The sequence below is a fragment of the Mycobacterium montefiorense genome (assembly GCF_025823255.1).
GTDB classification, from domain to species: Bacteria; Actinomycetota; Actinomycetes; order Mycobacteriales; family Mycobacteriaceae; genus Mycobacterium; species Mycobacterium montefiorense.
Window position 1 is genome coordinate 458,128 of record NZ_JACKVL010000012.1, and the last position, 22,920, is coordinate 481,047.

The window sequence follows — 22,920 nt, forward strand, 5'->3', positions numbered from 1 at the left end:
GATTCCGCGTTTGCTACGGGTCAGCCCAGAATGGGGAACCGGCGTTGGCCGGCCAGCCGCTTGAGCGCGGTTTCCATCAGCGAACGCACGTGTGCGTCCACTTCGTCGATGTCGGGATCCTTGCCGAACTGGGCGACGACGTCGACCGGCTCGAGCACCTCGGTGACAATCTTGGACGGCAACGGCAGGTTCGGCGGGAAGATGACGCTGAGCCCGAACGGAACGCCGAAGCTCACCGGCAGAATGTCCATGCGGGCTTTGGTGATTCCCAGTTTGCGGGCCAGCCAGTTGCCGCGGGTGAGGAACAGCTGGGTCTCCTGCCCGCCGATCGAAACAGTGGGCACGATCGGTACTCCGGCCTCGATGGCAGTCCGCACGTAGCCGGTGCGTCCGTTGAAGTCGATGTTGTTCGCGTTCAGCGTGGGCCGGTAAGAGTCGTAGTCACCGCCCGGGAACACCAGCACTACCGCTCCCGAATGCAGTGCGGTGGCGGCATTTTCGCGACTAGCTTCGATAACCCCCACCCGACGCAGCCAGCCGTCCAGTGGCCCCATGAACACCCCGTAGTGAGCCAGGGTGTACACCGGCCGGTCGTACCCGAATTTGTCGTAGAAGGCCGACGAGAAGATCAGTACGTCGGGCGTGAAGATGCCGCCGGAGTGGTTGGACACCACCAGCGCGCCGCCCGCCGAAGGGACGTTCTCCAGGTTTCGTACTTGCGCCCGATGCCAGCGGTTGACCACCGGGCCGACCGTGTTCTTGACCTGTTCGGTAAACGCCGGATCCCATTTGGCGGTTTCGTGATTGTCTGCCTGCGCGTTGCCCATCGCGATTCCCCCGCGGTTATGTTCCTGCCTATCGTTGCCAGCGCGAGGCCGATCCCCTAGGGCACACCGCGTGTGACATAGAGTACTCTCTGTTCGGGAGAATGTCATATCCGTTTGCTATGGGTAGCCGTGCATCGAGGGGGAAATGACCGAAGATGTTCTGGTTGGTTACCGGTGGTTTCGGGTTGGTCGGCTCGCAGACCGTGCGTCAGTTGGTCGCCGACGGCCATCGGGTGGTCGCGTCCGACCTCGGCACGTCTGCCCAGCGCAAGGCCGCCAGGTCGTTGCCCGCGGGAGCCGCGCCGTACTGGGCGGACCTGACCGACCCGGCCGAGGTCGGCCGTCTCGTTGCCAAGACGGCCCCGGCGACGATCATTCATCTGGCCGCGATGATCCCGCCCGGGATCTATCGCCACCCGAAGCTGGCCAGGCGAGTCAACGTCGACGCGACCGCGGCGCTGTTGCGGGCCGCGAAGGCCTGCCCGCGCCCGGTGCGCTTCATCCAGGCCTCGAGCAATGCGGTGCACGGCTCCCGCAATCCGCGCCGGCACCGCGAGTGGTTGCGCGCGGATACCCCGGTTCGGCCAGCGGACCTCTACGGCGCCCACAAGGTCGAAGCGGAACAGCTGGTCCGGGCCTCGGGTCTGGACTGGGTGATCTTGCGTCTCGCCGGTGTGATGAGCGTCGATCTTGGTGCGATGCCGCTAAGTATGGATGCACCCTTTTTGGAGAGCGCGTTGCCGACCGACGGACGAATTCACACCGTCGATGTGCGCGATGTCGCGGTCGCGTTCTCGAATGCGACCACCGCAGATGTGATCGGTGAGACCTTGCTGATCGGGGGCGACGAGTCGCATCTGCTCCGGCAGTCAGATGTCGGCAAGACGCTGGCGGCCAGCAGGGGTCTGGTGAACGTGCTGCCCGCGGGCCGGCCGGGTGACCCCGACAGCGAAGACGACTGGTACGTGACGGATTGGATGGATACCGCACGCGCGCAACAGGCTTTGCGTTTCCAGCGCCATCCCTGGCCGGACATGCTGGCCGAGATGCGCGCGGCGGCGGGATGGCAGCGCTATCCGATGCGGCTGGTCTCTCCGATCGCGCGCCAGTTCCTCAAACGCCGTGACGCCTACCGGAATTCGTCCGGAGACTATGCCGACCCCTGGGGCGCGATCCGCGCCGAATTCGGCGAGCCCCGGCCCGACGGCAACTGACGCCGGTTAGCCGGCGTCCAGCAGCAATGGCTGCACTGCGCATGCGGCGACCGAGCCCAGCTCGGCGAAGAACTCGATCGCCGCCGCGATGCTGTGGTCGATGTAGGTGGCGAACTCCTCGAAGGCGACGGGCTCGCGGACCTTGCGGGAGCTGCGCGCGACGACGCCGATCCGCTGCGGGTCAGAGGATCCACGGACGGTCACCACAACGTCGCGGTTGGCGTGATTCCATGCATCGGCAAGCTCCGCCAGTTCAACGCCGTCGGCGGCGGGGAAGAAGCAGCCAGGCGTGACTTGAATCGTGAATTCGTCGCCGTGCCAACGGGAGATCCCGAGGTGGACGTGCAGCCGCCGCGGACGGGTGTTGGCTACGTAGAAGAATTCGCCGTCGTGCTGGCCGCGGAAGTACCGGCTGCCGCGGGTGCACAGGTAGCGTTCGATCAGGTTTGCGGACAACGCTTCAGTCGTCATGAAATAAATGATGATGCCTGCGGCTTTACGGTTGCTTTGAGCCGAGCAGTGCGTCGCCCAAGAATCTGGTGAGAATTCGCTGAGTTTGTCACGATCCGGTCACGCGCTGGCAGACAACGGGTACCAGCGTCCCGCGAAGACGGTGCCCCGCACCGGAATACGATTCAGCCGTTCCGGGTCGACGACGTAGGGATGCTCGCCCAAAACGGTGAAGCTGGCGAGTTTTCCGATCGCGATGCTGCCCAGCTCGTGCTCCATCCGCCAGGAGTACGCCGCCTCGATCGTTATCGCACGCAACGCCTCATGGACTGAAATGCGTTGTTCGGGACCGGCGATCCGTCCACTGGGAGTGCGGCGATTCACCGCGCACCAGGCCAGGGCGAGAGGATCGGCTGGACCCATCGGCAGGTCGGAGTGAAACGACAACGGGATACCGCGCCGGAGCACCGACACCGATCGCACCATCGCGTCGGCCCGGTCCGCGCCAAGGCCGTGCGCGGAGTACTTGTCCGCAAATCCGACCGGATAGTACGAGTTCGCCGAGACGATGGCCCCGACGCGAGCGATCCGGTCGATCTGTTCTTCGGTCGAGTTGGCGAAATGCACGATCACCGTTCGATGGTCGGCACGCGGTCGCGCCGCCATGCACTCCTCGATGGTGTCGAGCACCAGCTCCAATCCGGCGTCGCCGTTGACGTGAACGTGCAGCTGCCAACCGGCATCCCAATACACCTTGGCGAAAGCGCGAAAAATGTTGGGCTGCATCATCCATTCACCGTGATGGTGGGGGTCAGGGTGGCCGGCGTCGTCGAGGTAAGGGTCTTTCATCTGCATGAGTTGACTGATGATCGCGCCGTCGGCGAACAACTTCACGTGCTTGGGTAGCAGCTTCACTTTGCCGGTACCCGCGCGGGCAATCTGAGCCTCGGCGTCGGCCACCGCGTCGGCGGGATCCATGCGGCGTCGGCTTGGCTGCGGGCATCGACGAGAAACGTCGAGAGAAACGGGGTGTTCTCGGCGCCGAGGATCTGCTGAGACAGCTCCCACGGCTCCAGCTGCCACATGAGCCCGGGCTCGTTGAATGCCGTGACTCCGGTGCCGTGCAGGTAGCGGACCAGTTGACGAAGGCCGGCGCTCATCCGATCGGCGCTCATGAACATCGGTGCCAGCTTGGGCAGCAGCAGGTTCATCCCGGTCTCCCACCAATGCCCACCGTCGAGATCGACCATGGCGCTAGCCGGGCCGTGGCCGGCCATCTCGTCGCGGGTGATGCTCAACGCATCGATGGCCGCGGAATTCAGGAACCATTCGTGACAAGAGCGGTGCCACACCGCGATCGGACGCTCACGGCTGATGCTGTCCAGCACGGTGCGATCGAGCGCGCCATGCCACAGCCGGTGGTAGCCCCAGGAGATCAGCCAAGCCCGAGGATCGCTCAGCGCGCGCTCCGCGTTTCGCAACGAGTGCCGATACTCGTGCGCCGAGTGTGCGGCCGGGAACGTGCGGTCGGGCAGGACCCAGTCTTCCGTCGCGATCACCTCGGTGACCAATGTGGTGGCTCCAAGAACCGGATGTAGGTGTTGCTCGATGAACCCGGGGCACACCACCGAGTCGGCGAACGTCTCGTCGACGACCGCGTTGCCGTCGTCGCGCAGTTCTTCGAATGACCCCACGGCCACGATCCGGTCGCCCGATACCGCGACCGCGGTGGCGGCGGGCGAACCCGGTTCCATGGTGATCACCTGCCGGGCCGGGTACAGCGTTGTGACCGCGACTGTCATCGATCGATTGTCGCTCAGGTCAACACGGATTACCTCAGGGCAACACGCGCACCGGGACGTTCGACCAGCCGGCGACGTTCTGCATGCTCACCCGCTTGCAGTCGTCCCAGATCACCTCGTAGCGCGGCATCAGGTCCAGCAGCTTGTTCAGCGCGATCGCACTTTCCAGGCGGGCCAGCGCGGCGCCCAGGCAACTGTGCACGCCGTATCCGAAGCCAAGGTTCTGCGCCTCGGTGCGATCGCGGTCGATGTCGAACTTGTCGGCATCGGTGAAGGCATTGGGATCGCGGTTGGCCGAGCCCCCCAACAGAAACACCGGCTTGCCTGCTGGAATCGTGACACCGTGCAGCGCAACATCTTTGAGCGAGCAGCGCACGTTGTACTGCGCCGGAGCCTCGTACCGCAGCACCTCTTCGATCGCGGCGGGCACCTTGGCGCGGTCGTCGAGCAGTTTCTGCCACTGGTCGGGGTTGCGCGCAAACTGCACGATTGCATTGCCAACCAGCTTGGTAACGGTCTCGGCACCGGCGCCGCCCAGAAGTGTTGCGAAGCCGGTTATTTCGAAGTCGTCCAGCTGTGTGGTGCCGCCGCCCTCGCGCTCCACCTCCGCGGCGATAAGGCCGCTGATCATGTCGTCCTGCGGCGCTTTCCGGCGTTCCTGGATCAGGTGGTAATAGAACGTGCCGATCTGGGTGACCGCCTCCCAGTTGGCTTCGCCCATTTCGATCTGTCCCGGTTCCCGGTGCAACGAGGTGTCCACCCAGTGACGGATCTGCTGCCGGTGCTTGGCGGGCACGCCAAGGACCGTGCTGATCACTTCGACGGGAAAGAGCGCGGAGAAGTCGGCGACCACATCGAATCGGTGAGGATCGATCCGGGACAGGTGGTACTCGATCAGCTCGGTGACGGTGTCTTTCAGCGAGGTGATCGCGCGGGGGGTGAAGACCTTGTTGACCAGAGTGCGCATTCGCCGGTGCTCGGGGGGATCCATGAAAATCATCGACTTGGACTCTTGGGGTAGGTCGTTGTTCTTGACCATGGCCAGGTCGATCCCGCGCGCCGAGGAATAGGTCTGGTAATCCTTGAATGCTGCGCTGACGTCCTCGTGGCGAGTCAGCGCATAGAAGTCGTGTCGCTCGTCGTAGTAGACGGGGGCCTCTTCGCGCATCCGCCGATACGTCGGATACGGGTCGGTGAAGAATTGCTCCGAGAACGGATCGAAGACCAGGTGCGCGGTTGCCATGTGTCCTCCTCAACCCCCAGCAAGGCGTGCTGAGCACCTGCTTAGCATTAGCGTACGTGCGCGGTCAAGGCCATCAGGGCAAACACGTTCCGGACTGTGCGATGGCGGCATCGGGTGTGCGCTCTGGGTGGCGCGTGTGCATGTGCGGCGCCGTGAGCGCACACTGAAATTTCTGAATGCACACTCGACACACAACGCTAGGAGAGCCAAAGATGGGTTTCGCGGTGCAACGGTTCGACCATATCGTGGTCAATTGCAACGATATTGCGGCGATCGCGGCGTGGTACGAGCGTGTCTTGGGGATGAAGCGTGAGGCGTTCGGGCCGGCCGGCAGAACCGCGCTGAGTTTTGGAAATCAGAAGATCAACCTACGACCTGTCGGGGCGCTGGCCGACGACCCCGATTGGGTCACCGGGTCCGTGGAAGCGGCGGGTTCCGAAGACGTGTGCTTCATCGCCGATTCCACTGCCGACGAGGTCCGTGCTCACCTGCAAGACTGCGGGGTCGAGATCACCGCGGGGCCGGTGACCAGGACCGGTGCGCTCGGGCCGATGACTTCGCACTACTGCCGGGACATCGACGGCAATCTCGTCGAAATCGCCGTCTACTGACCGCTTTCGAGCGGACGCAGCGCGGGCAGGTTCACCACGATCGCCTCCTGGCTGCTGCGCGCGATCACCACCTCCGCAATCATGTTCGGATCGGGGTTTTCCTCCCGGTGCGGTACATACGGCGGGATGAAGACGTAATCACCGGGCGCGGCCGTGATGCGCACCTCGTCGACGCCGTCGTGAAACACGAACTCCGGGTGGCCGCTTCGCACGTAGATCGCGGTCTCCGATTCGCCGTGATGATGGTTGGACGAGACGGTCTGGGGTAATGCGTGTGTCTCGCCCATCCACAGCTTCTCGGCGCCGACCGACTTGCCGCTGAGCGCCGAGAACCGCCGCAGTCCTTCCGATTGTGCGGTGTCGGACCTGATGTCCGACGCCTTGATGTGGTGCACCCGGCTGCGCGTTGCCTGCTGCTCGGCGTCGGCGAAATCAGGGTGAAATCCATCTGTGGTTGCCATGGTGCTGATTGTCCCGGTTTTCTCCCCGGGTATGCCGCTGCCTCAATTGTGTTCGAGCATCGCGGCGTATTTGCGCAGGTCGTCGTCCGGCACCTGGGTGAAACCTCCGTAGTCCTGGTAGAGCTCGATGCTGGTCGCGCCCATCTCGACGCCGTAGCCGATCACGGCTGCCAGATCCGCCGGCGACGCCCCGCCCGTCTGGAACTCCACCTCGGCACCACTGCGCTTCATCGCCGCGTAGATCTTGCGGAGGTCGTTGTCCACCCTCGCCGGGACGTCGAGGTCGTGATTGTCGAACACGCAGCGGTCGCCCGCGCGCTTTCGGCAGTCGGCCATCCATGCCAGCGTGAAATCCACATCGTGCACCGGCTTGCCGCTGTCGGTGGCCTTGAACGGATTCAGTGGTGTCTCGAAACGCGTCGTCTTCCACGGCGCGTAGTCGTCGACGATCCTGTTCAGGCAGGTCTTGTAGTTCGCGTCGGTCATTCCGGCCTTCCGGAGGGGACCCACCGCGGCCGGGCGCGTGTCGATGGAGAACGGCTCGGCGGTGAACATCATGCACGAGGTGACCGCGACTTCATGGACCAACGGATCGCCGTCGTACTTGGCAGCCAGGAGCTCCTGCAGGTGCGCCCAGCGCAGGTGGTAGCGATCGTCCCACACGTGACCCAGCGTGCGGTCCTTCGCGACACCCCGGAAGTTGGTGTGCACGACGGGGATCTTGCCGCCGCTGTCCTGCATCACCCAGTCGGGTGCCCAGAAACCACCCCATACCCGGATCTTCACGGCGAGCGGCGCATTCGGGTTGTCCTGGTTGTACTTTCGCACGTTGGCCAGGCCCTGATCGATCTCGTTGTTGTCGGCGAGACCGGACGTCGCGGTCGGCTCAAGCGAACGCCACGACGCCAGGATGACGATGCCCTGCAGCAGGCCGTCCTTCTGCCGCACGGTGTCCAGCGAGTTCTCGGGCTCGCCCAGCACGGGTGCGAACTTGTATGCGCCCATCGAAATCAGCCCGCGCAACGGCTCTTTCACCGCCTCGGTGACCAGCCGCACCGAGAGTGGGTCATCGCTGGGCCAGACGGCCAGAACGAGCGCGCACAGGGCCACGACCGAGCGCGCCAACCCGCACCCGGCGGAGCTCCGCGCAACCGGGAGGGGAGTGCCCCGCACGCGTCGAAGAGTAACCGAGTCGCCGGTGGTTTGCGCGGGTCAGCTCGCGGCGATCAGTTCCTCGGCGAGTTGGTGCAGATCGCCGACCACCAGGGTCGGTTGCGGCAAGCCCTGCACCGGCAGTGGCGGATTGCCCGGCCGCGTGATGAGAGCGGTACTGAAGCCGACATTTTGGGCGCCGAGGAGATCCCACACATGGGCGGCAACCATCATGCAATCGGTGGGCACCACACCGAGCGCTTCGCACGCATGCTGATAGACCGTTGGCGACGGCTTGAACGCGCGACACGATTCCACGCTGAGCTGCTGGTCGAACAGGTCCGCGAGCCCGGCGTTATCCAGCGGCGTCGGGACGCCGGAACGGTGTGGTGAGTTCTTCAGGGTGACCAGACGAAAACCGCTGTCGCGCAGCGATGTGAGTGCCTCCAGTGCATCCGGATGCGCCGGCATGGTGCGCATCTGTTCTTGCAGCCGGCCAACGTCGGCATCGGTGATCTCTACCCGATATGCATCGGCCAGCATGTGTAATACGCCTTGGCCGAGCGTGAAGAAATCCACATAGCGGTCGGCCAGGGTCACCGTCATCGAGTACAGAACGAGCTGAGCGAACCATTCGTGCAGCACCTCCTCCTGGCCGAACAGTTCCGCGAAAAGTGGTGCTATCGACTCGATATCGATCAGCGTCTCGTTCACGTCGAAAACAAGTACGGACGGTGTCGTCGGCATGCCTACTCCTGCGCCTTCTTCGGGTTCGGAAGATCTGGTCGCAAATATCCGATCAGGCACGCGCAGATCAACACCATCGCGATGACCGGCCATCTGAGTGCGATGAGCGCCGCCGTGACGAAGACGAAGATCGTGATGAACGATCTCATCCGCAACAGCCTGCGCAGGCGATGTGAACCATCTTCGTGCGCAGGACGATCGACGATTTCGGTGCACAGCAAGATGTAGGTGATGTTGACCAGGACGAAGACGGACGCGTACAGCGCCACTGGTGCGTCGGCCAGCCTGCTGTCGGCTATCCACTCGGTGGTGAACGGAATCAGCGAGACCGAGAAGAGGTGGGCGAAATTCGACCACACCAACCGTGGCGTCGCCGTCTGCGCATGGCCGAACAAGTGGTGGTGGTTGACCCAGACGATCGCGATGAACAGATAGCTGACCACATAGCTGAGCCCCGTGGGCCACAGCGGCAGCAGGGCGCTGAAGGTGTGGGCGCTGGGCGGCTTGAGCTCCAATACCAAGACGGTGATGATGACCGCAAAGACGCCGTCGGAGAACGCCTGTACGCGCTCCGCGCCGGCCTTAGGCTCAGCCATCAGATGTTTCCCGGCGGTGTTTTCCCTAGCACCTCATCGGTGTCGAGTCCGCGGTCAACGCCGTGCGCAATGACGGTCTGACCGGGCTCGAGGTGCAGCTGCTTGCCGTCCAGGTAGACGTCGATCTTGTCGGGTTCGAACGACACCAGGTTGCTGACTCGATCCACTTCGGTCCACGCGTTGACGTAGGACCACGCCGCGCGTTTACGGTCGCCGACGTCGTAGTACGAGGCGATGCCCTTGTAGGGGCAGAAAGTTTGCCCCTCAGCGAGTTTGAGCGCTGATTCGTCGATATTCTCACGCGGCACATACCAGCGCGGCGCGAAGCCGGATTCGTACAGAGCCAATGGATGCTGGGTGTCCGCGATCACGCGGTCGCCGTCGTGAACCACGAGATGCCTCGAGGTAGACCGGATATCGACGCGGTGATAGGCGTCGGCCGCGTGCCCGACAATGCGCTCGTCTTCTTCGTAGAAAGCCTCCATGGCGCGCCAGGCAAACGCCACCCGTGTGCCCAACACCGCGGCATGTGAGGGCAGTCCGGTGTGCTGCCAGGCCGCGTGGTTCGCCTGCTGTTTCAAGACGCGGGCGGTAAACCATTGGGTGTCACCGAGATCCTTGTGTGTGGTGACGCGATCCTCGGCGACCAGGATGCCGTCTTCGATGTCATGCTGGGGGAAATAGGCGACCGGATACCGCCCCGGCTCGTGCAACAACACCACGTCTTCGCTGTCGGCTATCCACCGGTCCGCGAACCGGACCCGCATCCGACGGCGCAACGGCTCCGCGTACAGCAGGCGAGGTGGCAACGGCTGTTCGGTGAGGAAGTGTCCCACCGATCCGGTCGCCAGCGGACCTTGCTGCCATGCCAATCCCATTGCCGTATCCTATCTTTCGGCGCCCGCGCGGGTCAGTCCATGACCACGACGATTTTGCCGCCGGCCTCTCCTGACTCGGCAACCCGGTGAGCTTCGCGAATCTGGTCGAACGAGAAGACGCGCGCCGGCTTCGCGTCGAGCTTGCCGTCGGCGATCTGCTGGGCGATTTCGCCCAGCGGTATGCCGGATACCTCGAAACCCGGATTCCCGAAGACTGGACTGGCGAAGAAGCTGAAGCTCACACCGCTGGCCATCCGCGCCAACGGGTTGAAGTCAGCGATGGGCGCGAGACCGCCCAGCCATCCGGCCAGGCAGGCAGTGCCACCGACGCGCAGCATGTCCAGCGAATCGAGGATAGTGCTGTTGCCGACGAGATCGAGGACCGCATCGATCTGCTTGGCCTCGGCAATATGGGCGGCCAGGTCGCACCGCTCCACCTCGACGCGAGCGGCGCCGAGTTTCTCCAGCATCCGAAAACGCCCCTGGCTGCGCGCGGTCGCAATGACGTGGGCTCCCGTGATGACTGCCATCTTGAGTGCGGCCTGGCCAAGCGCCGACGTCGCGCCACGAATCACCAGCGTCTGTCCGGCCGTCAGCTTGAGATTGCGGAACAGGCAGGTCCAGGACGTCGCATACGTTTCCGGCAGCGCCGCCAGCTGCGACCAGGGGAGATCGGATTCGATCAGGGTGACATTCGCCGCGCGGACCCGGGTGTATTCGGCATAGCTGCCGTTGATGGTTCGCCCCAGGCCACCCATCAGGGCGGCGACCTTGGCCCCGGCCGGGAACTCTCCGCCCGGGCACGAGTCGACGATGCCGACGCATTCGATGCCGCTGACTTCGGCGGCTTCGGCCCACTCGCCTTTACGCATGTGTATTTCGGCGTGATTGATGCCGAAGGCCTTGACCTGAATCACCACTTCGCCGTCTTTGGGCAGTGGCTTGGGGATCTCGGTGTACACCAGGCGATCGAGGTCTCCGAACCCCGACAGGATGATCGCCCGCATCGTTTCCCCGCCGGATTCCTCGCGTACCACGGCGGGCGCAGTCGGCAGCGTGTTGCTGGCGGTCACCATCGAAATTTCCTCCCAAGAGGTTTCGCGGACAAGCCGCATCTTGCATTATGCCCCGGTGTCCATATCGACATAATGGGCTGTATAACCCATTATTATGGGCGGATAGACCCAAAAATGTCCAGGCCGTTGCCGGCCCGGGTCAAGTCGTGTCGCTCGCAACGGCGGCAGCCACTGCCACGGGTTCCCGCCGCTTGATTCGGCGATATGAAGATCCTCGCGGGTTTGAGTAAGTAGTGCGAATGCCAGCTGCCCGGGCAGCCGCGCAACTGACATTCGCGATTTCTGGCCGTCGACACCAAGGATTTCATGTCGTCGAATCACCCTGTGGTTCCCGAGATGAGTAGCCTGGCAACAAGATTAGAGAATCGCGGCGATGCCAAATGCACCCCGCCGGGTAGCGGCGCGGGTTAGAAAACGCTTTGGTAACAACAGTTTTCTCCGTGAATCCATACCCAGCGACGAAAGGCCATCATTTTGACCGGATTTCGGGTTGGCGTAATGGACACGGCTCTGGCTGCACGGCCGGCGGTCGACGTACTGATGCGATCCAACTACTTGGCCGCCGCGGCTGCTCGTGTCGACTCATTTTGGGGCCCCGACCACATCAACGGTCTACTGCCGCGGTCATTGTGGAAGCCGGAATTCTGTGGAGCCGCGAAGCTGATTCCGCGAAGCGACGCGCACTTAGAGGCATGGACGACGCTTGGTTACCTGGCCGCTCGTAACCGGCTCGGTCAACTCCGCCTCGGCGTCGCGGTCACCGATGCGGGCCGGCGCAACCCAGCGGTTACGGCCCAGGCCGTGACCACTTTGCACCTGCTCACGAAGGGACGAGCCATTCTTGGTATCGGCACGGGTGAGCGCGAAGGCAATGAGCCCTATGGGGTGGACTGGTCGAAGCCCGTCGCCAGGTTTGAGAAGGCACTGGCCACCATCCGGGCGCTGTGGAACTCGGGTGGTGAACTCGTCAATCGCGAGTCGCCCTACTTTCCATTGCGGAACGCGGTGTTCGATCTGCCGCCCTATGCTGCGAAATGGCCTGAAATATGGGTGGCCGCGCATGGTCCTCGCATGCTGCGGCTTACCGGTCGTTTTGCCGACGCGTGGTTTCCCTACTCGCCGCATGTCGCGCGCCGGTACGCCCAGCATCTTGACATCGTCCGCACTGCGGCCTCTGACTATGGGCGGGATCCGATGGCCGTGCTTCCGGCCATGTTGGCAATGGTCATCACGGGGCGTAACCGCGATGATGTGAACGAAGTGATGGAGTCCGAGTTGGTCAAAGCCTGGACTTTGACGGCCTCGGGCGAACTGTTCGCCGACTGCGGCGCCATACATCCTCTCGGAGAGGACTTTTCCGGTCTGCAGGATATTCAGCCGTACATCATGGACGAGGAGTCTGCTCGGTCTTACGCGTCCGCAGTCCCGGTCTCGGTGGTGCGACAAGCGCATCTGTGCGGAACGCCTTCCGAAGTCGTCGAGCAGGCGGCGCAGTGGCGCGCTCAGGGCCTGCGCTATCTGGTGGTGGCAAATATCAGCGTGCTGCAGCCGAGTCTTCGCAAAGGCCTTGCTACGACGCTTGCTTTCAACAAGGTCGTGCATGGCCTGAAGAGACTTTGACGCCACTGCTCTAAGCGGGGCGTGCCGCCGCGTCATCGAGGCGATCGTTGCGCAGACGGCCTGGCGCCCCTTTTACCGGTCCCGGGATCGACCGCGAACGAACGCACATAGTCGACTGCGGCGTTGACGGCGACCCGTAAGGGCTCGGCGTCACCCGTGGCGTGCGTGATCATCGCACCACCCTGATGCGCGATGACCAGCGAGGCCGCCAAGTGCCGCGGGTCGGCGTCGGGGCGCAGACCGCCGCGCTGGCGCATCGCGATGAGGCCGGTGTGGAACAGCTCCAGCCATTGGTCGTAGCCGCGCGCGAGGTCGTCGCGAACTTCGTTGTCGGCTTCGATCAGTTCGCCCGCCAGTGAGCCGTAGACGCAGCCGCCCAGCCGATACACGGTGTCGATGTCGTCGACGCAAGCGTTGGCCCAGGCTTGCAGCGCCTCGATGCTGTCGAGCGCAGCGAGCCGCGGTTGGCTGTGAAACTCGATGACGTCGTCGCGGCGCGCGGCGATGACCTCGCGAGTCAGGTCGCGTTTGTCGCGGAAGTAGTGCGAGATCTGCGATCCGCCCACCCCGGCGCTAGCACGAACCTCGTCGATGCTGGTGTTGGCCACGCCACGCTCGAACATCAGCCGAGCCGCGACATCGATGATGCGAGTGCGCGTCGCCTGTCCTTTGCGGGTGAAGCGCGGCTTGCCGTCTTCAGTCATGTTGCCGCCCTTGGCTTCGCGCGCCTACCCCGAGAACGCCGTGGCGGCCGTGGCGTGCGTTCATCGGGATCGGCGGCAAACATTCGCAGGTAGTTGACCGCAAATCGGGTGGCGTCGGCGTGCGGCCATTCCGCCCGATAGGTGAACGCCAACGTGGCGCCGCCTTGATGAGCGCTGATGATCGCCAGCGCCAGCCGTCGTGGATCGGCGCTCGCCGTCACGACTTTGTTGTCCTTCATCCGCCCGATGGCCGCCTCGAGCAAGTCCACCCACTGCCAGTAGCCGGCCGCCAGGGTGGTGCGGGTAGCGTCGTCGGACTTGGCCAACTGCGCGGTCAGCGCGTGGTAAGTGGGTGTGCCACCGGAGGTTCCGATGCGCCGGAGGTAGCGCATGTTGAGGTCGATCCATCGCTCGAAGTCGTCGAATGAGTCCAGCTCCCGTAGCTGGGGCTGGCGGTGGAAGTCCAGAACGACCCCGATCTGACTCCTGATCACCGCGCGAATCAGGGCGCCCTTGTCGGCGAAATAATGGGCGAGCTGAGAGCCGCTGACCGACGCGGCCTTACGCACGTTCTCTATATTCGAGGCCGAAAGGCCTTCGGTGACGATCAGTTGGGCGGCGGCCTGCACAATCCTGTCGCGGGTGGCACGCCCCTTGGCGGTCAACCGTTGTTCGTCGCGAACATCGGGATGGGCCATCGCGTCAGGCTAACCCGCGAGCACCGCCGATTATGGGATCTGTGGCCCAATGCTGGCTGCGACGCCCGCGGGCCCCGGTCAGGGGGGTACGCGGTCCTTGAGGAAGTTGCGGATCAGTTCGGTGACCTCATCGAGTGCGGACTCCAACAGGAAATGTCCGCCGTCGAGCAGATGGATCTGCGCATCGGGCAGGTCGGCGGCGAAGGCCTCGGCACCGGCGGGTCCGAAGATCTCGTCACCGCGTCCCCACACCGCCAGCAGCGGGACCCTACTGGCGCGAAAGTACTCGTGCACTTGTGGGTACATCGGCGCGTTGGTGGCGTAGTCGCGGAATAGCTTTAGTTGGACCAGGTCATTACCGGGCCGGGACAGCAACGCGTAGTCGTGATGCCAGCAGTCGGGGTCGACCAACGTCTCGTCGGGTACGCCGGTGAGGTATTGCCAGCGGGTCGCGTCCAGGCCGAGGAATTGGCGCACCGGAGCCTCGGTCTCGGCGGTCGGCTCAGACTGGTAAGCCCGCACGACCTTCCAGAAATCCTCCACGAAGCCGGCGTCGTAGCCGTTGCCGTTCTGGCTGATGATCGCCGTAATGGTCGACGGGTCGCGCAGGGCCAATCGCCATCCGATCGGGGCGCCGTAGTCCTGCACGTACATCGCGTACCGATCGACTCCCAGGCTGCGCAGCAGGCCCGTTGTCAGGTCGGTCAGCGCATCGAAGGTGTAGTCGAACTCCGTGACAGCCGGAGCATCGGAGAGTCCGAAGCCCAGGTGATCCGGCGCGATCACGTGATAGCGGTCGGCGAGCTCCGGAATCAGACGTCGGAACATGTGCGAGCTGGTCGGAAATCCGTGCAGCAACACCAACGTGGGGGCTGCCGCGTCGCCGGCTTCCCGGAAGAACAGCTGATGGCCGTCGACGGTGGCGTAACGATGATGGACAGCGGACATGAGATTCCTCCTGCGCCAGGTGAGCCTGGACGTCGGCCGACCCACTCGCACTTTTGGGATATACATCCCAGTATGCATCAAATCCACCGGCTCGCAATAGCCCCCGCTGGAGTTGACCGCTCCATTAACCGGGAATATTCTGGGTCAACTATCCCAATTCTGTGCCACGGCGAGGAGCTTTCGTGGGTAAAACTTTGCAGGACAAGACCGTCGTGGTGGTAGGACGCGGCAGCGGGATCGCGCGAGCGGTCGCTTTGTTGGCGCGGTCGGAAGGTGCACGCGTCGTCGTGGCAGGGCGCGACGAGGGCAAACTTGCAACCGCCTACCGCGACACCGACGTCACCGCCGAGGTGGTCGACCTCACCGACGACGCGTCGATTGCCGCTATGGTCGATCGGTTGGGTGCGGTGGATCACGTGGTATCGACCGCGTCGGCGCGTGCCCGGGGGAACCTGGCCGAGCTTGAGCGCGGAAACCTTGCGCTATCGTTCGACACCAAAGTCATCGGTCCGACGATGCTAGCCAAATATGTTGCACCGCAAATTAACCCGGGCGGCTCGTTCGTTTTGTTCTCGGGCGTTCATGCCTTCAAGCTGAACGTCGGCTACCTCGGAGTGGGTATCACCAATGGAGCCGTGGACTTCCTTACCCGTTGGCTTGCGGTCGAACTCGCACCGACGCGGGTCAACGCGATCTCGCCGGGAGTCATCGATACCGGCGCCTGGGATTCGCTGGGCGAGGACGGCAAATGTGATTATTTCCAGCACATCGCTGCCGGAAACCCGGTGCGGCGGATCGGGACCTCGCAGGATGTGGCCAACGCGGTGCTGTTCGCCATGACCAACACGTTCATGACCGGTATGACGTTGAAGATCGACGGCGGCGAGCCGCTGATTTAGGCTTCTGGAACGGCCAAAAGGAGAAGTGATGGGCAGGCTTGTTTCGGTGAATGTGGGCATGCCCAAAAACGTACGATGGCGCGACAAGACGGTCTATACAGGGATCTGGAAGACGCCGGTCGAAGGCCCGATCATGGTGCGACGTCTCAACATCGACGGTGACGGTCAAGGCGATCTCGGCGGCCACGGTGGCGAACAACGCGCGGTCATGGTTTACCAGACGGAGTCCTACGACTTCTGGAAGGCTTATCTGAACCGCGACGACCTGCAACCCGGCCACTTCGGCGAAAACTTCACCATCGCCGGGTTGCCCGATCACGATGTGTGCATCGGCGATCGTTACCGCATCGGGAACGCCGAATTCGAGGTGACCCAGCCGCGGGTCACCTGCTTTCGGGTCGGCGTGCGGCTGGACGAACCGGAAATGCCGAACCTGCTTGTGTCGCAACGACGTCCAGGCTTTTATTTCCGTGTCATCACCGAGGGGTGCGTCCAGGCCGGCGACGACATCGTGCGGACCCGGCGTGGCCGTCACGAACTCAGTGTCGCCGACGTCGACGCGCTGCTGTACCTGCCGGACCGCAATGCCGAACAACTCCGCAAGGTCGTCGAGGTTCCGGCGCTGAGCCCAGGCTGGCAGCAGTCATTCCGCGACATGCTCGCCTCGCAAGAAGGTCCGGCGCCGACCGTCGGGTTCGAGCCGGGGTGGAACGGCTTTCGCCCGTTGCGGGTCAGCGAGATACGCCGGGAGAACCCACAGGTGATGTCTATTGGTCTGCAGGCCGAAGACGGGGCCGCGCTGCCACCGGCACTGCCGGGCCAATACCTCACGGTGCGGCTCCCGGGCGCCGGCGATCCGGTGCCGCTGCGCAGTTACTCCCTATCCTCGGCGGCGAGCGATTACCGCATCAGCGTCAAACGCGAAGACCACGGACTGGTGAGCCGGTGGCTGCACGCGCACATCGAACCCGGTTCGATCGTCGAAGCCGTGGCTCCGCGTGGCGATTTCTACCTCATCGATGACGACCGACCGGTGGTCATGATCTCGGCGGGCATCGGTGTGACTCCGGTTTTGGCGATGTTGCATGCGCTGGCCGCGACCCGCAGTAGCCGCGACATATGGTGGCTGCACACCACCCGCGATCGCGAAACCCAGGCTTTTGCGGCCGAAGTCACGACTCTGGTCGAGTCGTTGCCCCAGGCTCGAGAGCTCGTGTTCTACACCCAGACCCAAGGGCGCTTGGGACAGCCGGCCATCGCGGCACTGGGACTGCCGACTGATGCCGCGGCATACCTTTGTGGCCCAACCCAATTCATGACAGACATGCGCGAGGCGCTGGTGGCCGCCGGGCTCGACGGTACGCACATCCACAGCGAGCTCTTCGGTGCGCTGCCACCGATAAACCCCGGCATCGTCGATGGCGCGGCGCGCAAGCCACCACACGTGCCGCCCGGCCCGCCGGGGACCGGCCCGTCGATCACCTTCGCCCGCAGCGGGCTTACCGTCCAGTGGTCCTCGGACTACGGCAGCATCCTGGATTTCGCGGAAGCCTGCGACGTGCCGACCCGTTTCTCCTGCCGAAGCGGTGTCTGCCACGTGTGCGAGACCGGAGTGGTCGCGGGTGCGACCAGCTACGTGCAGCCGCCATTGGAGGCACCGGGCCCGGGCAGCGTGCTGATCTGCTCGGCGGCGCCGGACAGCGACCTCGTGCTGGATCTCTGAGGAAGCGAAAGCCGTTGCGCTAGCCCGATTTACTAAACGCCCAGCGCGACCGATGCCTCGGCGGTGTAGCACAGGAACGTCAGGGTCTCCTGCAGATATAGCTGCACTGAGTCGGCGTCATGGCTGGTGTAACCAATGGAGACGTCGGTGCCCAGTTGCAGATCGAAGTCACCGCCACGCGTGGTGAGCACGAACGCACCGTCGATGGCGGGCGCCCAGATGATGTCACCGTTCACCAGCCGGTTGATGTGTTCGAGGATCGGATACCCGTGCTCGGTCGTCTCGCTGACCCTCGTGTAGATATCGGCAGACAGTAGCACCGAATAGGGGCCGTCGACACCGGCCAGCCGCAGCTCGGACAGCGCCTGCGTGATGATGTCGGGGATCGCGCGAGGATCGTCGGGCAGCATTAGTGCGGGGTTCGAGCTGCAATTGCGGATCCCGTCGATCTCCGCGGCAGGGTAGCCCTCGAAGATGGCGCGGTCTTCGACGAAGGCCAGCTTCTTGGCGGCGGCCTTGACCGGGTCCCAGTCGGAGTCCTGCGAGCCGCGTTCGACGTCGTCTATCTCGTCGCGCGACAGGGTGAATGGAACCCGCAGGCGGACAAGCGGTTTGCTGGTGCGCAGGTGCGCTTCTACGCCGTCGGTGGGGGCTTGCACGTCTACCAGGCGCCCCGTGCTGACCCCCGCGGTGACCGGACCGCCGGGCTCGCTGACGTCGACCACCCGACGCCCGGCGATGTGTCGCTTGAACGTCCGCGTCGCCTCCAATTCGATTTCGGCCCAAGCGAGGTCGGTGATCGGCGCTAGATCGCGGTAGAGGTTGTTCTTCATTGAGTGGTTCCTTTCAGACTGCCGATCGAAACTGCGCCGTCGTGTGCGGTGGGCGGGTCCGGTCGCTCCGTCTCGAGTGGCGCGGGGAGGGGTGGTGGATCGTCGAGGAAGTCGACGGTGGGGGAGAAGAACAGTCCGCCCGTGACGGCGGTGGAGAAATCCAGGATACGGTCGGTGTTGCCGGGCGGATCGCCGATGAACATATTGCGCAGCATCCGTTCGGTGACTGCCGGTGTGCGCGAATAGCCGATGTAGTACGTGCCGAATTCGCCGGCGCCGAGTTCGCCGAACGGCATGTTGGCCCGCACGATCTTCAGTTCGTTGCCGTCGTCGTCTTCGATGACGTTGAGCGCGAGGTGGGAGTCGGCCGGCTTCACGTCGTCGTCGAGTTCGATGTCTTCCAGCTTGGTCCGGCCGATCACCCGTTCCTGCTCGGTAACCGACAGCGAATCCCACGACGACATGTCGTGTACGTATTTCTGGATGTGTACGTAGCACGCTCCGGCGAAGTCGGGATCCTCGTCGCCGATTGCGGTGGCGCTGACGGCGATTGGGCCATCGGGGTTTTCGGTGCCGTCGACAAAGCCGAGCAGGTCTCGGTTGTCGAAGAACTTGAATCCGTGCACTTCGTCGACGACGGTGACCGCGCCGGCCATCGACTTGAGGATGCGACCGGCCAGTTCGAAGCACACGTCCATCGTCTCGGCCCGGACGTGGAACAACAGGTCGCCGGCGGTGGCCGGTGCAAAGTGCCGCGGACCGCTCAGCTCGATGAACGGATGCAGTTCAGCGGGTCGCGGGCCGCCGAACAATCGATCCCAAGCTTCCGAGCCGATCGAGGTGATCACCGAAAGGTGCTTGGTCGGGTCACGAAAGCCGATGGCGCGCACCAGTCCCGAGATGTCGGGCAGCGCGTCATGTACCGTCGCCTCGCCGCCGTCGTCGAGGGTGACCACCAAGAAAATCGCGGCGGGCGTCAACGGCGCCAGGATGGGCTGGGGCTGAACCGGGGACACATGGCCGACCCTATCGTTAACTGTGTAATCGCGGACAGCCATGATGTTGAACATGTCGGCCAGCGCCGCAGGCCTCTGCGAATTCATCGACGCCTCCCCGTCCCCGTTTCATGCCTGCGCCACGGTCGCCGGCCGACTGGGCGCCGCCGGCTACGCGGAACTCCGGGAAGCCGACCCCTGGCCCGGGCAACCGGGGTGCTACTTCACCGTCCGCGCCGGCTCACTGGTCGCCTGGAACACAACCGGTCCCGACGGTCCATTCCGGATCGTTGGCGCGCACACCGACAGTCCCAACCTGCGGGTCAAGCAGCATCCGGACCGGGTGGTCGCCGGCTGGCAGGTGGTGGCGCTGGAGCCCTACGGCGGGGCGTGGCTCAACTCCTGGCTCGATCGCGACTTGGGGATCAGCGGCCGGTTGTCGGTGCGCGCCGGCTCAGGGCTGGATCATCGGCTGATCCGAATCGACGAGCCGATTCTGCGGATCCCGCAGCTGGCCATCCATCTGGCCGAGGATCGCAAGTCGCTGACCCTGGATCCGCAGCGGCACGTCAATGCGGTCTGGGGCGCTGGACCCCAAGCGCGGGCGTTCGTGGACTACGTCGCCGAGCGGGCCGGGGTGGCTCCTGCCGACGTGCTGGCCGCCGACCTGATGACCCACGACCTGACGCCGTCGACGGTGATCGGCGCGGACGCCGGCCTGCTCAGCGCACCCCGGTTGGATAACCAGGCCAGTTGCTATGCGGGCCTGGAGGCGTTGCTTGCGGCCGAGCCGCGCGGCAACGTGGCGGTGCTGGTGATGTTCGATCACGAGGAGGTCGGGTCGTCGTCGGACCACGGCGCGCAGTCCAACCTGCTGAGCACGGTGCTGGAACGCATCGTGCTCGCGGCCGGCGGTGGCCGGGAAGACTTCCTGCGGCGGCTGCCCACGTCGCTACTGGCCTCGGCCGACATGGCGCATGCCACCCACCCCAACTACCCGGAGCGCCACGAACCCGGCCACTTGATCGAGATCAACGCGGGGCCGGTGCTCAAGGTGCACCCGAATCTGCGGTACGCGACCGACGGACGTACGGCGGCGGCATTCGCGCTGGCCTGCGATCAGGCCGGGGTCGCGCTGCAGCGCTACGAGCATCGCGCCGACCTGCCGTGCGGTTCCACGATCGGGCCGCTGGCCTCGGCGCTAACCGGTATTCCCACCGTCGACGTCGGTGCCGCGCAGCTAGCCATGCACTCCGCACGCGAATTGATGGGCGCACACGACGTGTCCGCCTACTCGGCAGCGATGCGTGCATTTCTTGCGCCCGGGTGACGTGGTGCGGTCGGCTGGCCGGCGCATAGAGTCGATTGGTATGACGCTCAAAGTGGAGATGATCACGTTCGACTGCGACGATGCCCTGAAGCTAGCCAGTTGGTGGGCCGACCAATTCGGAGGCACCACACAGGAACTGATCCCGGGTGAGTTCGTTGTGGTTACCCGGTCGGATGGGCCGCAGTTGGGATTTCAGAACGTCCCCGATCGCACCCCGGGAAAGAATCGCGTGCACCTCGATTTCGCTGCCCAGGACCTCGACGGCGAAGTGTCGCGGCTGACGGCCGCGGGAGCCACCGAGGCGAGCCGGAATCAGTTCGGTGAGGACTTTCGCTGGGTAGTCCTGGCCGACCCCGAAGACAACGCGTTTTGCGTGACGGGTCAGTAACTCGATATCCCGTCCAGCCGCGTCGACGAGCTCGTCGACTCCGCCCATGCTCTCGCCCGAACGCGTGAGCGCGTGCCAAGAGCAGCGTGCCGACGAGTGCACTAGCGACGGCACCGACATCCGCACCGCCCCGCAGCTCCGCCGTTGTCGATGGCTTGGCGCAGTCGCGTCGTCATCCCGGCGAGCTGCGGGGCGCTCAATTGCTGATAGAGGTCCTCGCCGTCGCCCGGGCGAGCAGCGGCCGCAGCAACGAGAGCTCGCACTAAGGCGGCGTTGGGTGGTTCGGCCAAAAACTCGCCGTGTTCGTTGAGCCAGGCCCGCAGATCGGGCGGACCTCTGATCGGGTCGCGTTGGGTCATTCAACGGCGCTGGCCGCCCCAACCCGCTCAGAGCTGGTCGAGGAAGGGCGGGTCGTATCGGATCACGTTTTCCACGACCAGCCCGTCGCGGGTGCGAACCCGGTCGAGCCCGCGGATCGGGAACGGGCCGGCCGGGCCAGTGCCCCGGCCAATGTAGTGCAAGAACACCAGCTGCTCGCCCGCGGCGGCACCGGATACCGTCGCGCTGTCGACTACTTCGAGCTGCAGATCCGGTGCGGCATATAGTATTTCGGCGATCTTTGCGGCGTATGCGTCGATCCCTCGGACCGGCTCCGGGTCGCCCGGCCAGTAGCCGATGACGTCGTCGGACAGAATGTCCAACCCACGCGACAAAGCGGGAGCGGCCCAAAACGCGGCAAACAGCTCGGCACTGAACTTCGGGGCGGCGGATGCGATGTCGGTCATGATTCCTCCAGCGGCAGACGCTCCGATTGAGCGCGATCGCTCACGAGCGTGTCCCGGCGTCGTGCGGCAGCACAATTACCTCCGAGGTCATCGCCGTAGGTACGCAATCGTGACTACCGTTAGGGCGTGAGCCACGCGCCGGTCGGTGCCCTGTTGCGCGAATGGCGGACGCGTCGACGGGTCAGCCACCTCGACCTCTCGCTGAGCGTGGGCGTGTCCGCGCGGCACCTGAGCTTCATCGAGACCGGGCGCTCCCGTCCGAGTCCGGAGATGGTACTTATGCTGGCGGAGGGCCTCGATATCCCGCTGCGTGAGCGCAACGCGTTGCTGCTCGCCGCCGGCTTCGCCCCGCGCTACCAGTCGCGCCGACTCGAAGATGCGGCGCTCTCCCCGGCCCGGGACGCCGTGCAGCGCCTCCTCGATGCGCACGATCCCTATCCGGGCGTGGTCATCGATCGGTGCTGGAACATCGTGGGGGCCAACGCCGCCGCGTCCGCGCTGACGGCCGGCCTGCCCGAGGAACTGCTCGGCTCGCCGGCCAACATCTACCGGTTGTCCCTACATCCAGACGGCCTCGCCGGGCGGACCGTGAATTTTCCCGAATGGGCGGGCTACTTGCTGCACCAGCTGCGGCGTTCGATCGCGCTCACCGGCCACCCGGTGTTGCGGGCCCTCGATGAAGAGGTGCGCGAATATCGCGACGTCACGACGGCCGCGAAAGCGTGGGGCACGCCAGCGGACGGCGCGTCGCTGCTCGTTCCGTTCGTGCTCGATGCGGGCGGCGGCCAACGGCTATCGATGTTCACCACTCTAACGACGTTTGGCACACCGCTCGACGTCACGCTCGCCGAACTGGCCGTGGAATTGTTCTGTGCGGCTGACGCTCAAAGCGCCCGACTGCTGCGCGGCGAGTAGCTCTTTAGACTGTTCTGCGTGACTG

General features: G+C 64.5%; 26 protein-coding genes. 8 read left to right on the forward strand and 18 right to left on the reverse strand.

Annotated features, from left to right (window positions below; translation table 11 throughout):
* Positions 1-20: 20 nt before the first annotated feature.
* Complete coding sequence (locus tag H7K34_RS11855) at positions 21-827, reverse strand: lysophospholipid acyltransferase family protein (protein ID WP_264062076.1); 807 nt, start codon at positions 825-827, stop codon at positions 21-23.
* A 155-nt stretch (positions 828-982) separates the two neighbouring features.
* On the opposite strand from H7K34_RS11855, the gene H7K34_RS11860 reads away from it, so the two are divergent.
* Positions 983-2,041, forward strand: a complete 1,059-nt coding sequence (locus tag H7K34_RS11860) for an NAD-dependent epimerase/dehydratase family protein (protein ID WP_264062077.1) — start codon at positions 983-985, stop codon at positions 2,039-2,041.
* 6 nt (positions 2,042-2,047) lie between these two features.
* On the opposite strand, the gene H7K34_RS11865 is transcribed toward H7K34_RS11860, so the two are convergent.
* The 4 genes from H7K34_RS11865 to H7K34_RS11880 form a co-directional block, all read right to left on the reverse strand.
* Positions 2,048-2,512 carry a type III secretion system chaperone family protein gene (locus tag H7K34_RS11865; RefSeq protein ID WP_264062078.1) on the reverse strand — a complete coding sequence of 155 codons (465 nt, stop codon included), beginning with the start codon at positions 2,510-2,512 and terminating at the stop codon, positions 2,048-2,050.
* A gap of 99 nt (positions 2,513-2,611) precedes the next feature.
* Positions 2,612-3,469, reverse strand: a complete 858-nt coding sequence (locus H7K34_RS11870; protein WP_264062079.1) for an amidohydrolase — start codon at positions 3,467-3,469, stop codon at positions 2,612-2,614.
* On the reverse strand, positions 3,403-4,293 hold the full coding sequence (locus H7K34_RS11875) for an imidazolonepropionase-like domain-containing protein (RefSeq protein WP_264062081.1): 891 nt from the start codon (positions 4,291-4,293) through the stop codon (positions 3,403-3,405). Before H7K34_RS11875 ends, H7K34_RS11870 begins: the two co-directional genes overlap by 67 nt.
* A gap of 34 nt (positions 4,294-4,327) precedes the next feature.
* Positions 4,328-5,536, reverse strand: a complete 1,209-nt coding sequence (locus H7K34_RS11880) for a cytochrome P450 (protein WP_264062083.1) — start codon at positions 5,534-5,536, stop codon at positions 4,328-4,330.
* Positions 5,537-5,748: 212 nt separating this feature from the next.
* On the opposite strand from H7K34_RS11880, the gene H7K34_RS11885 reads away from it, so the two are divergent.
* Positions 5,749-6,147 (forward strand): VOC family protein, encoded by a 399-nt coding sequence (locus H7K34_RS11885; protein ID WP_264062085.1) that lies wholly within the window; start codon positions 5,749-5,751, stop codon positions 6,145-6,147.
* On the opposite strand, the gene H7K34_RS11890 is transcribed toward H7K34_RS11885, so the two are convergent.
* The 6 genes from H7K34_RS11890 to H7K34_RS11915 are packed head-to-tail and all read right to left on the reverse strand — an operon-like array spanning position 6,141 to position 11,057.
* Positions 6,141-6,608 (reverse strand): cupin domain-containing protein, encoded by a 468-nt coding sequence (locus H7K34_RS11890; RefSeq protein WP_264062087.1) that lies wholly within the window; start codon positions 6,606-6,608, stop codon positions 6,141-6,143. The genes H7K34_RS11885 and H7K34_RS11890 overlap by 7 nt on opposite strands.
* A gap of 42 nt (positions 6,609-6,650) precedes the next feature.
* Positions 6,651-7,781, reverse strand: a complete 1,131-nt coding sequence (locus H7K34_RS11895; protein WP_264062089.1) for a hypothetical protein — start codon at positions 7,779-7,781, stop codon at positions 6,651-6,653.
* Positions 7,782-7,820: 39 nt separating this feature from the next.
* Entirely contained in the window at positions 7,821-8,507 is a 687-nt protein-coding gene (locus tag H7K34_RS11900) for a haloacid dehalogenase type II (protein ID WP_264062091.1), read from the reverse strand.
* A gap of 2 nt (positions 8,508-8,509) precedes the next feature.
* On the reverse strand, positions 8,510-9,103 hold the full coding sequence (locus tag H7K34_RS11905; RefSeq protein ID WP_264062093.1) for a TMEM175 family protein: 594 nt from the start codon (positions 9,101-9,103) through the stop codon (positions 8,510-8,512).
* The gene (locus tag H7K34_RS11910; RefSeq protein WP_264062095.1) at positions 9,103-9,981 is read right to left on the reverse strand and encodes a DUF427 domain-containing protein; all 879 of its coding nucleotides are present in this window, start codon (positions 9,979-9,981) and stop codon (positions 9,103-9,105) included. Before H7K34_RS11910 ends, H7K34_RS11905 begins: the two co-directional genes overlap by 1 nt.
* Positions 9,982-10,013: 32 nt before the next feature.
* Positions 10,014-11,057 (reverse strand): zinc-binding dehydrogenase, encoded by a 1,044-nt coding sequence (locus H7K34_RS11915; RefSeq protein ID WP_264062097.1) that lies wholly within the window; start codon positions 11,055-11,057, stop codon positions 10,014-10,016.
* A 474-nt stretch (positions 11,058-11,531) separates the two neighbouring features.
* Between H7K34_RS11915 and H7K34_RS11920 the strand changes: the two genes are divergently transcribed.
* A complete protein-coding gene (locus H7K34_RS11920; protein WP_264062099.1) occupies positions 11,532-12,677 on the forward strand; it encodes an LLM class flavin-dependent oxidoreductase in 1,146 nt (381 codons plus the stop codon).
* A 32-nt stretch (positions 12,678-12,709) separates the two neighbouring features.
* Here H7K34_RS11920 and H7K34_RS11925 read toward each other — a convergent pair whose 3' ends face one another.
* The 3 genes from H7K34_RS11925 to H7K34_RS11935 form a co-directional block, all read right to left on the reverse strand.
* Positions 12,710-13,381, reverse strand: coding sequence for a TetR/AcrR family transcriptional regulator (locus H7K34_RS11925; protein WP_264062101.1), 672 nt, complete (start codon positions 13,379-13,381; stop codon positions 12,710-12,712).
* Complete coding sequence (locus H7K34_RS11930) at positions 13,378-14,079, reverse strand: TetR/AcrR family transcriptional regulator (protein WP_264062102.1); 702 nt, start codon at positions 14,077-14,079, stop codon at positions 13,378-13,380. The genes H7K34_RS11925 and H7K34_RS11930 overlap by 4 nt, the downstream gene beginning before the upstream one ends.
* A 78-nt stretch (positions 14,080-14,157) precedes the next feature.
* Positions 14,158-15,027, reverse strand: a complete 870-nt coding sequence (locus tag H7K34_RS11935; RefSeq protein ID WP_264062105.1) for an alpha/beta fold hydrolase — start codon at positions 15,025-15,027, stop codon at positions 14,158-14,160.
* 182 nt (positions 15,028-15,209) lie between these two features.
* On the opposite strand from H7K34_RS11935, the gene H7K34_RS11940 reads away from it, so the two are divergent.
* Together H7K34_RS11940 and H7K34_RS11945 are read left to right on the forward strand one after the other, a co-directional pair.
* Positions 15,210-15,926, forward strand: a complete 717-nt coding sequence (locus H7K34_RS11940) for an SDR family oxidoreductase (protein ID WP_264062108.1) — start codon at positions 15,210-15,212, stop codon at positions 15,924-15,926.
* Positions 15,927-15,954: 28 nt separating this feature from the next.
* A complete protein-coding gene (locus H7K34_RS11945) occupies positions 15,955-17,649 on the forward strand; it encodes an MOSC and FAD-binding oxidoreductase domain-containing protein (protein ID WP_264062110.1) in 1,695 nt (564 codons plus the stop codon).
* A 32-nt stretch (positions 17,650-17,681) separates the two neighbouring features.
* Here H7K34_RS11945 and H7K34_RS11950 read toward each other — a convergent pair whose 3' ends face one another.
* Complete coding sequence (locus H7K34_RS11950; RefSeq protein WP_264062112.1) at positions 17,682-18,482, reverse strand: family 1 encapsulin nanocompartment shell protein; 801 nt, start codon at positions 18,480-18,482, stop codon at positions 17,682-17,684.
* Positions 18,479-19,540 (reverse strand): Dyp-type peroxidase, encoded by a 1,062-nt coding sequence (locus H7K34_RS11955; RefSeq protein ID WP_264062448.1) that lies wholly within the window; start codon positions 19,538-19,540, stop codon positions 18,479-18,481. Before H7K34_RS11955 ends, H7K34_RS11950 begins: the two co-directional genes overlap by 4 nt.
* A 10-nt stretch (positions 19,541-19,550) precedes the next feature.
* Between H7K34_RS11955 and H7K34_RS11960 the strand changes: the two genes are divergently transcribed.
* A complete protein-coding gene (locus H7K34_RS11960) occupies positions 19,551-20,807 on the forward strand; it encodes a M18 family aminopeptidase (RefSeq protein ID WP_264062114.1) in 1,257 nt (418 codons plus the stop codon).
* A 40-nt stretch (positions 20,808-20,847) separates the two neighbouring features.
* Entirely contained in the window at positions 20,848-21,195 is a 348-nt protein-coding gene (locus tag H7K34_RS11965) for a VOC family protein (RefSeq protein ID WP_264062116.1), read from the forward strand.
* Positions 21,196-21,296: 101 nt separating this feature from the next.
* Here H7K34_RS11965 and H7K34_RS11970 read toward each other — a convergent pair whose 3' ends face one another.
* The gene (locus H7K34_RS11970) at positions 21,297-21,554 is read right to left on the reverse strand and encodes a TetR/AcrR family transcriptional regulator C-terminal ligand-binding domain-containing protein (RefSeq protein WP_264062118.1); all 258 of its coding nucleotides are present in this window, start codon (positions 21,552-21,554) and stop codon (positions 21,297-21,299) included.
* 27 nt (positions 21,555-21,581) lie between these two features.
* Positions 21,582-21,980 carry a nuclear transport factor 2 family protein gene (locus H7K34_RS11975; protein ID WP_264062119.1) on the reverse strand — a complete coding sequence of 133 codons (399 nt, stop codon included), beginning with the start codon at positions 21,978-21,980 and terminating at the stop codon, positions 21,582-21,584.
* A gap of 126 nt (positions 21,981-22,106) precedes the next feature.
* On the opposite strand from H7K34_RS11975, the gene H7K34_RS11980 reads away from it, so the two are divergent.
* Positions 22,107-22,895, forward strand: coding sequence for a helix-turn-helix domain-containing protein (locus H7K34_RS11980; RefSeq protein ID WP_264062121.1), 789 nt, complete (start codon positions 22,107-22,109; stop codon positions 22,893-22,895).
* The last annotated feature ends 25 nt before the right edge of the window (positions 22,896-22,920 follow it).

Bases quoted from the DNA above. Each gene is read 5' to 3' on its own strand.
- H7K34_RS11855 (WP_264062076.1), bottom strand. From the start codon at position 827: ATGGGCAACGCGCAGGCAGACAATCACGAAACCGCCAAATGGGATCCG.
- H7K34_RS11860 (WP_264062077.1), top strand. From the start codon at position 983: ATGTTCTGGTTGGTTACCGGTGGTTTCGGGTTGGTCGGCTCGCAGACC.
- H7K34_RS11865 (WP_264062078.1), bottom strand. From the start codon at position 2,512: ATGACGACTGAAGCGTTGTCCGCAAACCTGATCGAACGCTACCTGTGC.
- H7K34_RS11870 (WP_264062079.1), bottom strand. From the start codon at position 3,469: ATGGATCCCGCCGACGCGGTGGCCGACGCCGAGGCTCAGATTGCCCGC.
- H7K34_RS11875 (WP_264062081.1), bottom strand. From the start codon at position 4,293: ATGACAGTCGCGGTCACAACGCTGTACCCGGCCCGGCAGGTGATCACC.
- H7K34_RS11880 (WP_264062083.1), bottom strand. From the start codon at position 5,536: ATGGCAACCGCGCACCTGGTCTTCGATCCGTTCTCGGAGCAATTCTTC.
- H7K34_RS11885 (WP_264062085.1), top strand. From the start codon at position 5,749: ATGGGTTTCGCGGTGCAACGGTTCGACCATATCGTGGTCAATTGCAAC.
- H7K34_RS11890 (WP_264062087.1), bottom strand. From the start codon at position 6,608: ATGGCAACCACAGATGGATTTCACCCTGATTTCGCCGACGCCGAGCAG.
- H7K34_RS11900 (WP_264062091.1), bottom strand. From the start codon at position 8,507: ATGCCGACGACACCGTCCGTACTTGTTTTCGACGTGAACGAGACGCTG.
- H7K34_RS11905 (WP_264062093.1), bottom strand. From the start codon at position 9,103: ATGGCTGAGCCTAAGGCCGGCGCGGAGCGCGTACAGGCGTTCTCCGAC.
- H7K34_RS11910 (WP_264062095.1), bottom strand. From the start codon at position 9,981: ATGGGATTGGCATGGCAGCAAGGTCCGCTGGCGACCGGATCGGTGGGA.
- H7K34_RS11915 (WP_264062097.1), bottom strand. From the start codon at position 11,057: ATGGTGACCGCCAGCAACACGCTGCCGACTGCGCCCGCCGTGGTACGC.
- H7K34_RS11925 (WP_264062101.1), bottom strand. From the start codon at position 13,381: ATGACTGAAGACGGCAAGCCGCGCTTCACCCGCAAAGGACAGGCGACG.
- H7K34_RS11930 (WP_264062102.1), bottom strand. From the start codon at position 14,079: ATGGCCCATCCCGATGTTCGCGACGAACAACGGTTGACCGCCAAGGGG.
- H7K34_RS11935 (WP_264062105.1), bottom strand. From the start codon at position 15,027: ATGTCCGCTGTCCATCATCGTTACGCCACCGTCGACGGCCATCAGCTG.
- H7K34_RS11945 (WP_264062110.1), top strand. From the start codon at position 15,955: ATGGGCAGGCTTGTTTCGGTGAATGTGGGCATGCCCAAAAACGTACGA.
- H7K34_RS11950 (WP_264062112.1), bottom strand. From the start codon at position 18,482: ATGAAGAACAACCTCTACCGCGATCTAGCGCCGATCACCGACCTCGCT.
- H7K34_RS11955 (WP_264062448.1), bottom strand. From the start codon at position 19,540: ATGGCTGTCCGCGATTACACAGTTAACGATAGGGTCGGCCATGTGTCC.
- H7K34_RS11960 (WP_264062114.1), top strand. From the start codon at position 19,551: ATGTCGGCCAGCGCCGCAGGCCTCTGCGAATTCATCGACGCCTCCCCG.
- H7K34_RS11965 (WP_264062116.1), top strand. From the start codon at position 20,848: ATGACGCTCAAAGTGGAGATGATCACGTTCGACTGCGACGATGCCCTG.
- H7K34_RS11970 (WP_264062118.1), bottom strand. From the start codon at position 21,554: ATGACCCAACGCGACCCGATCAGAGGTCCGCCCGATCTGCGGGCCTGG.
- H7K34_RS11975 (WP_264062119.1), bottom strand. From the start codon at position 21,980: ATGACCGACATCGCATCCGCCGCCCCGAAGTTCAGTGCCGAGCTGTTT.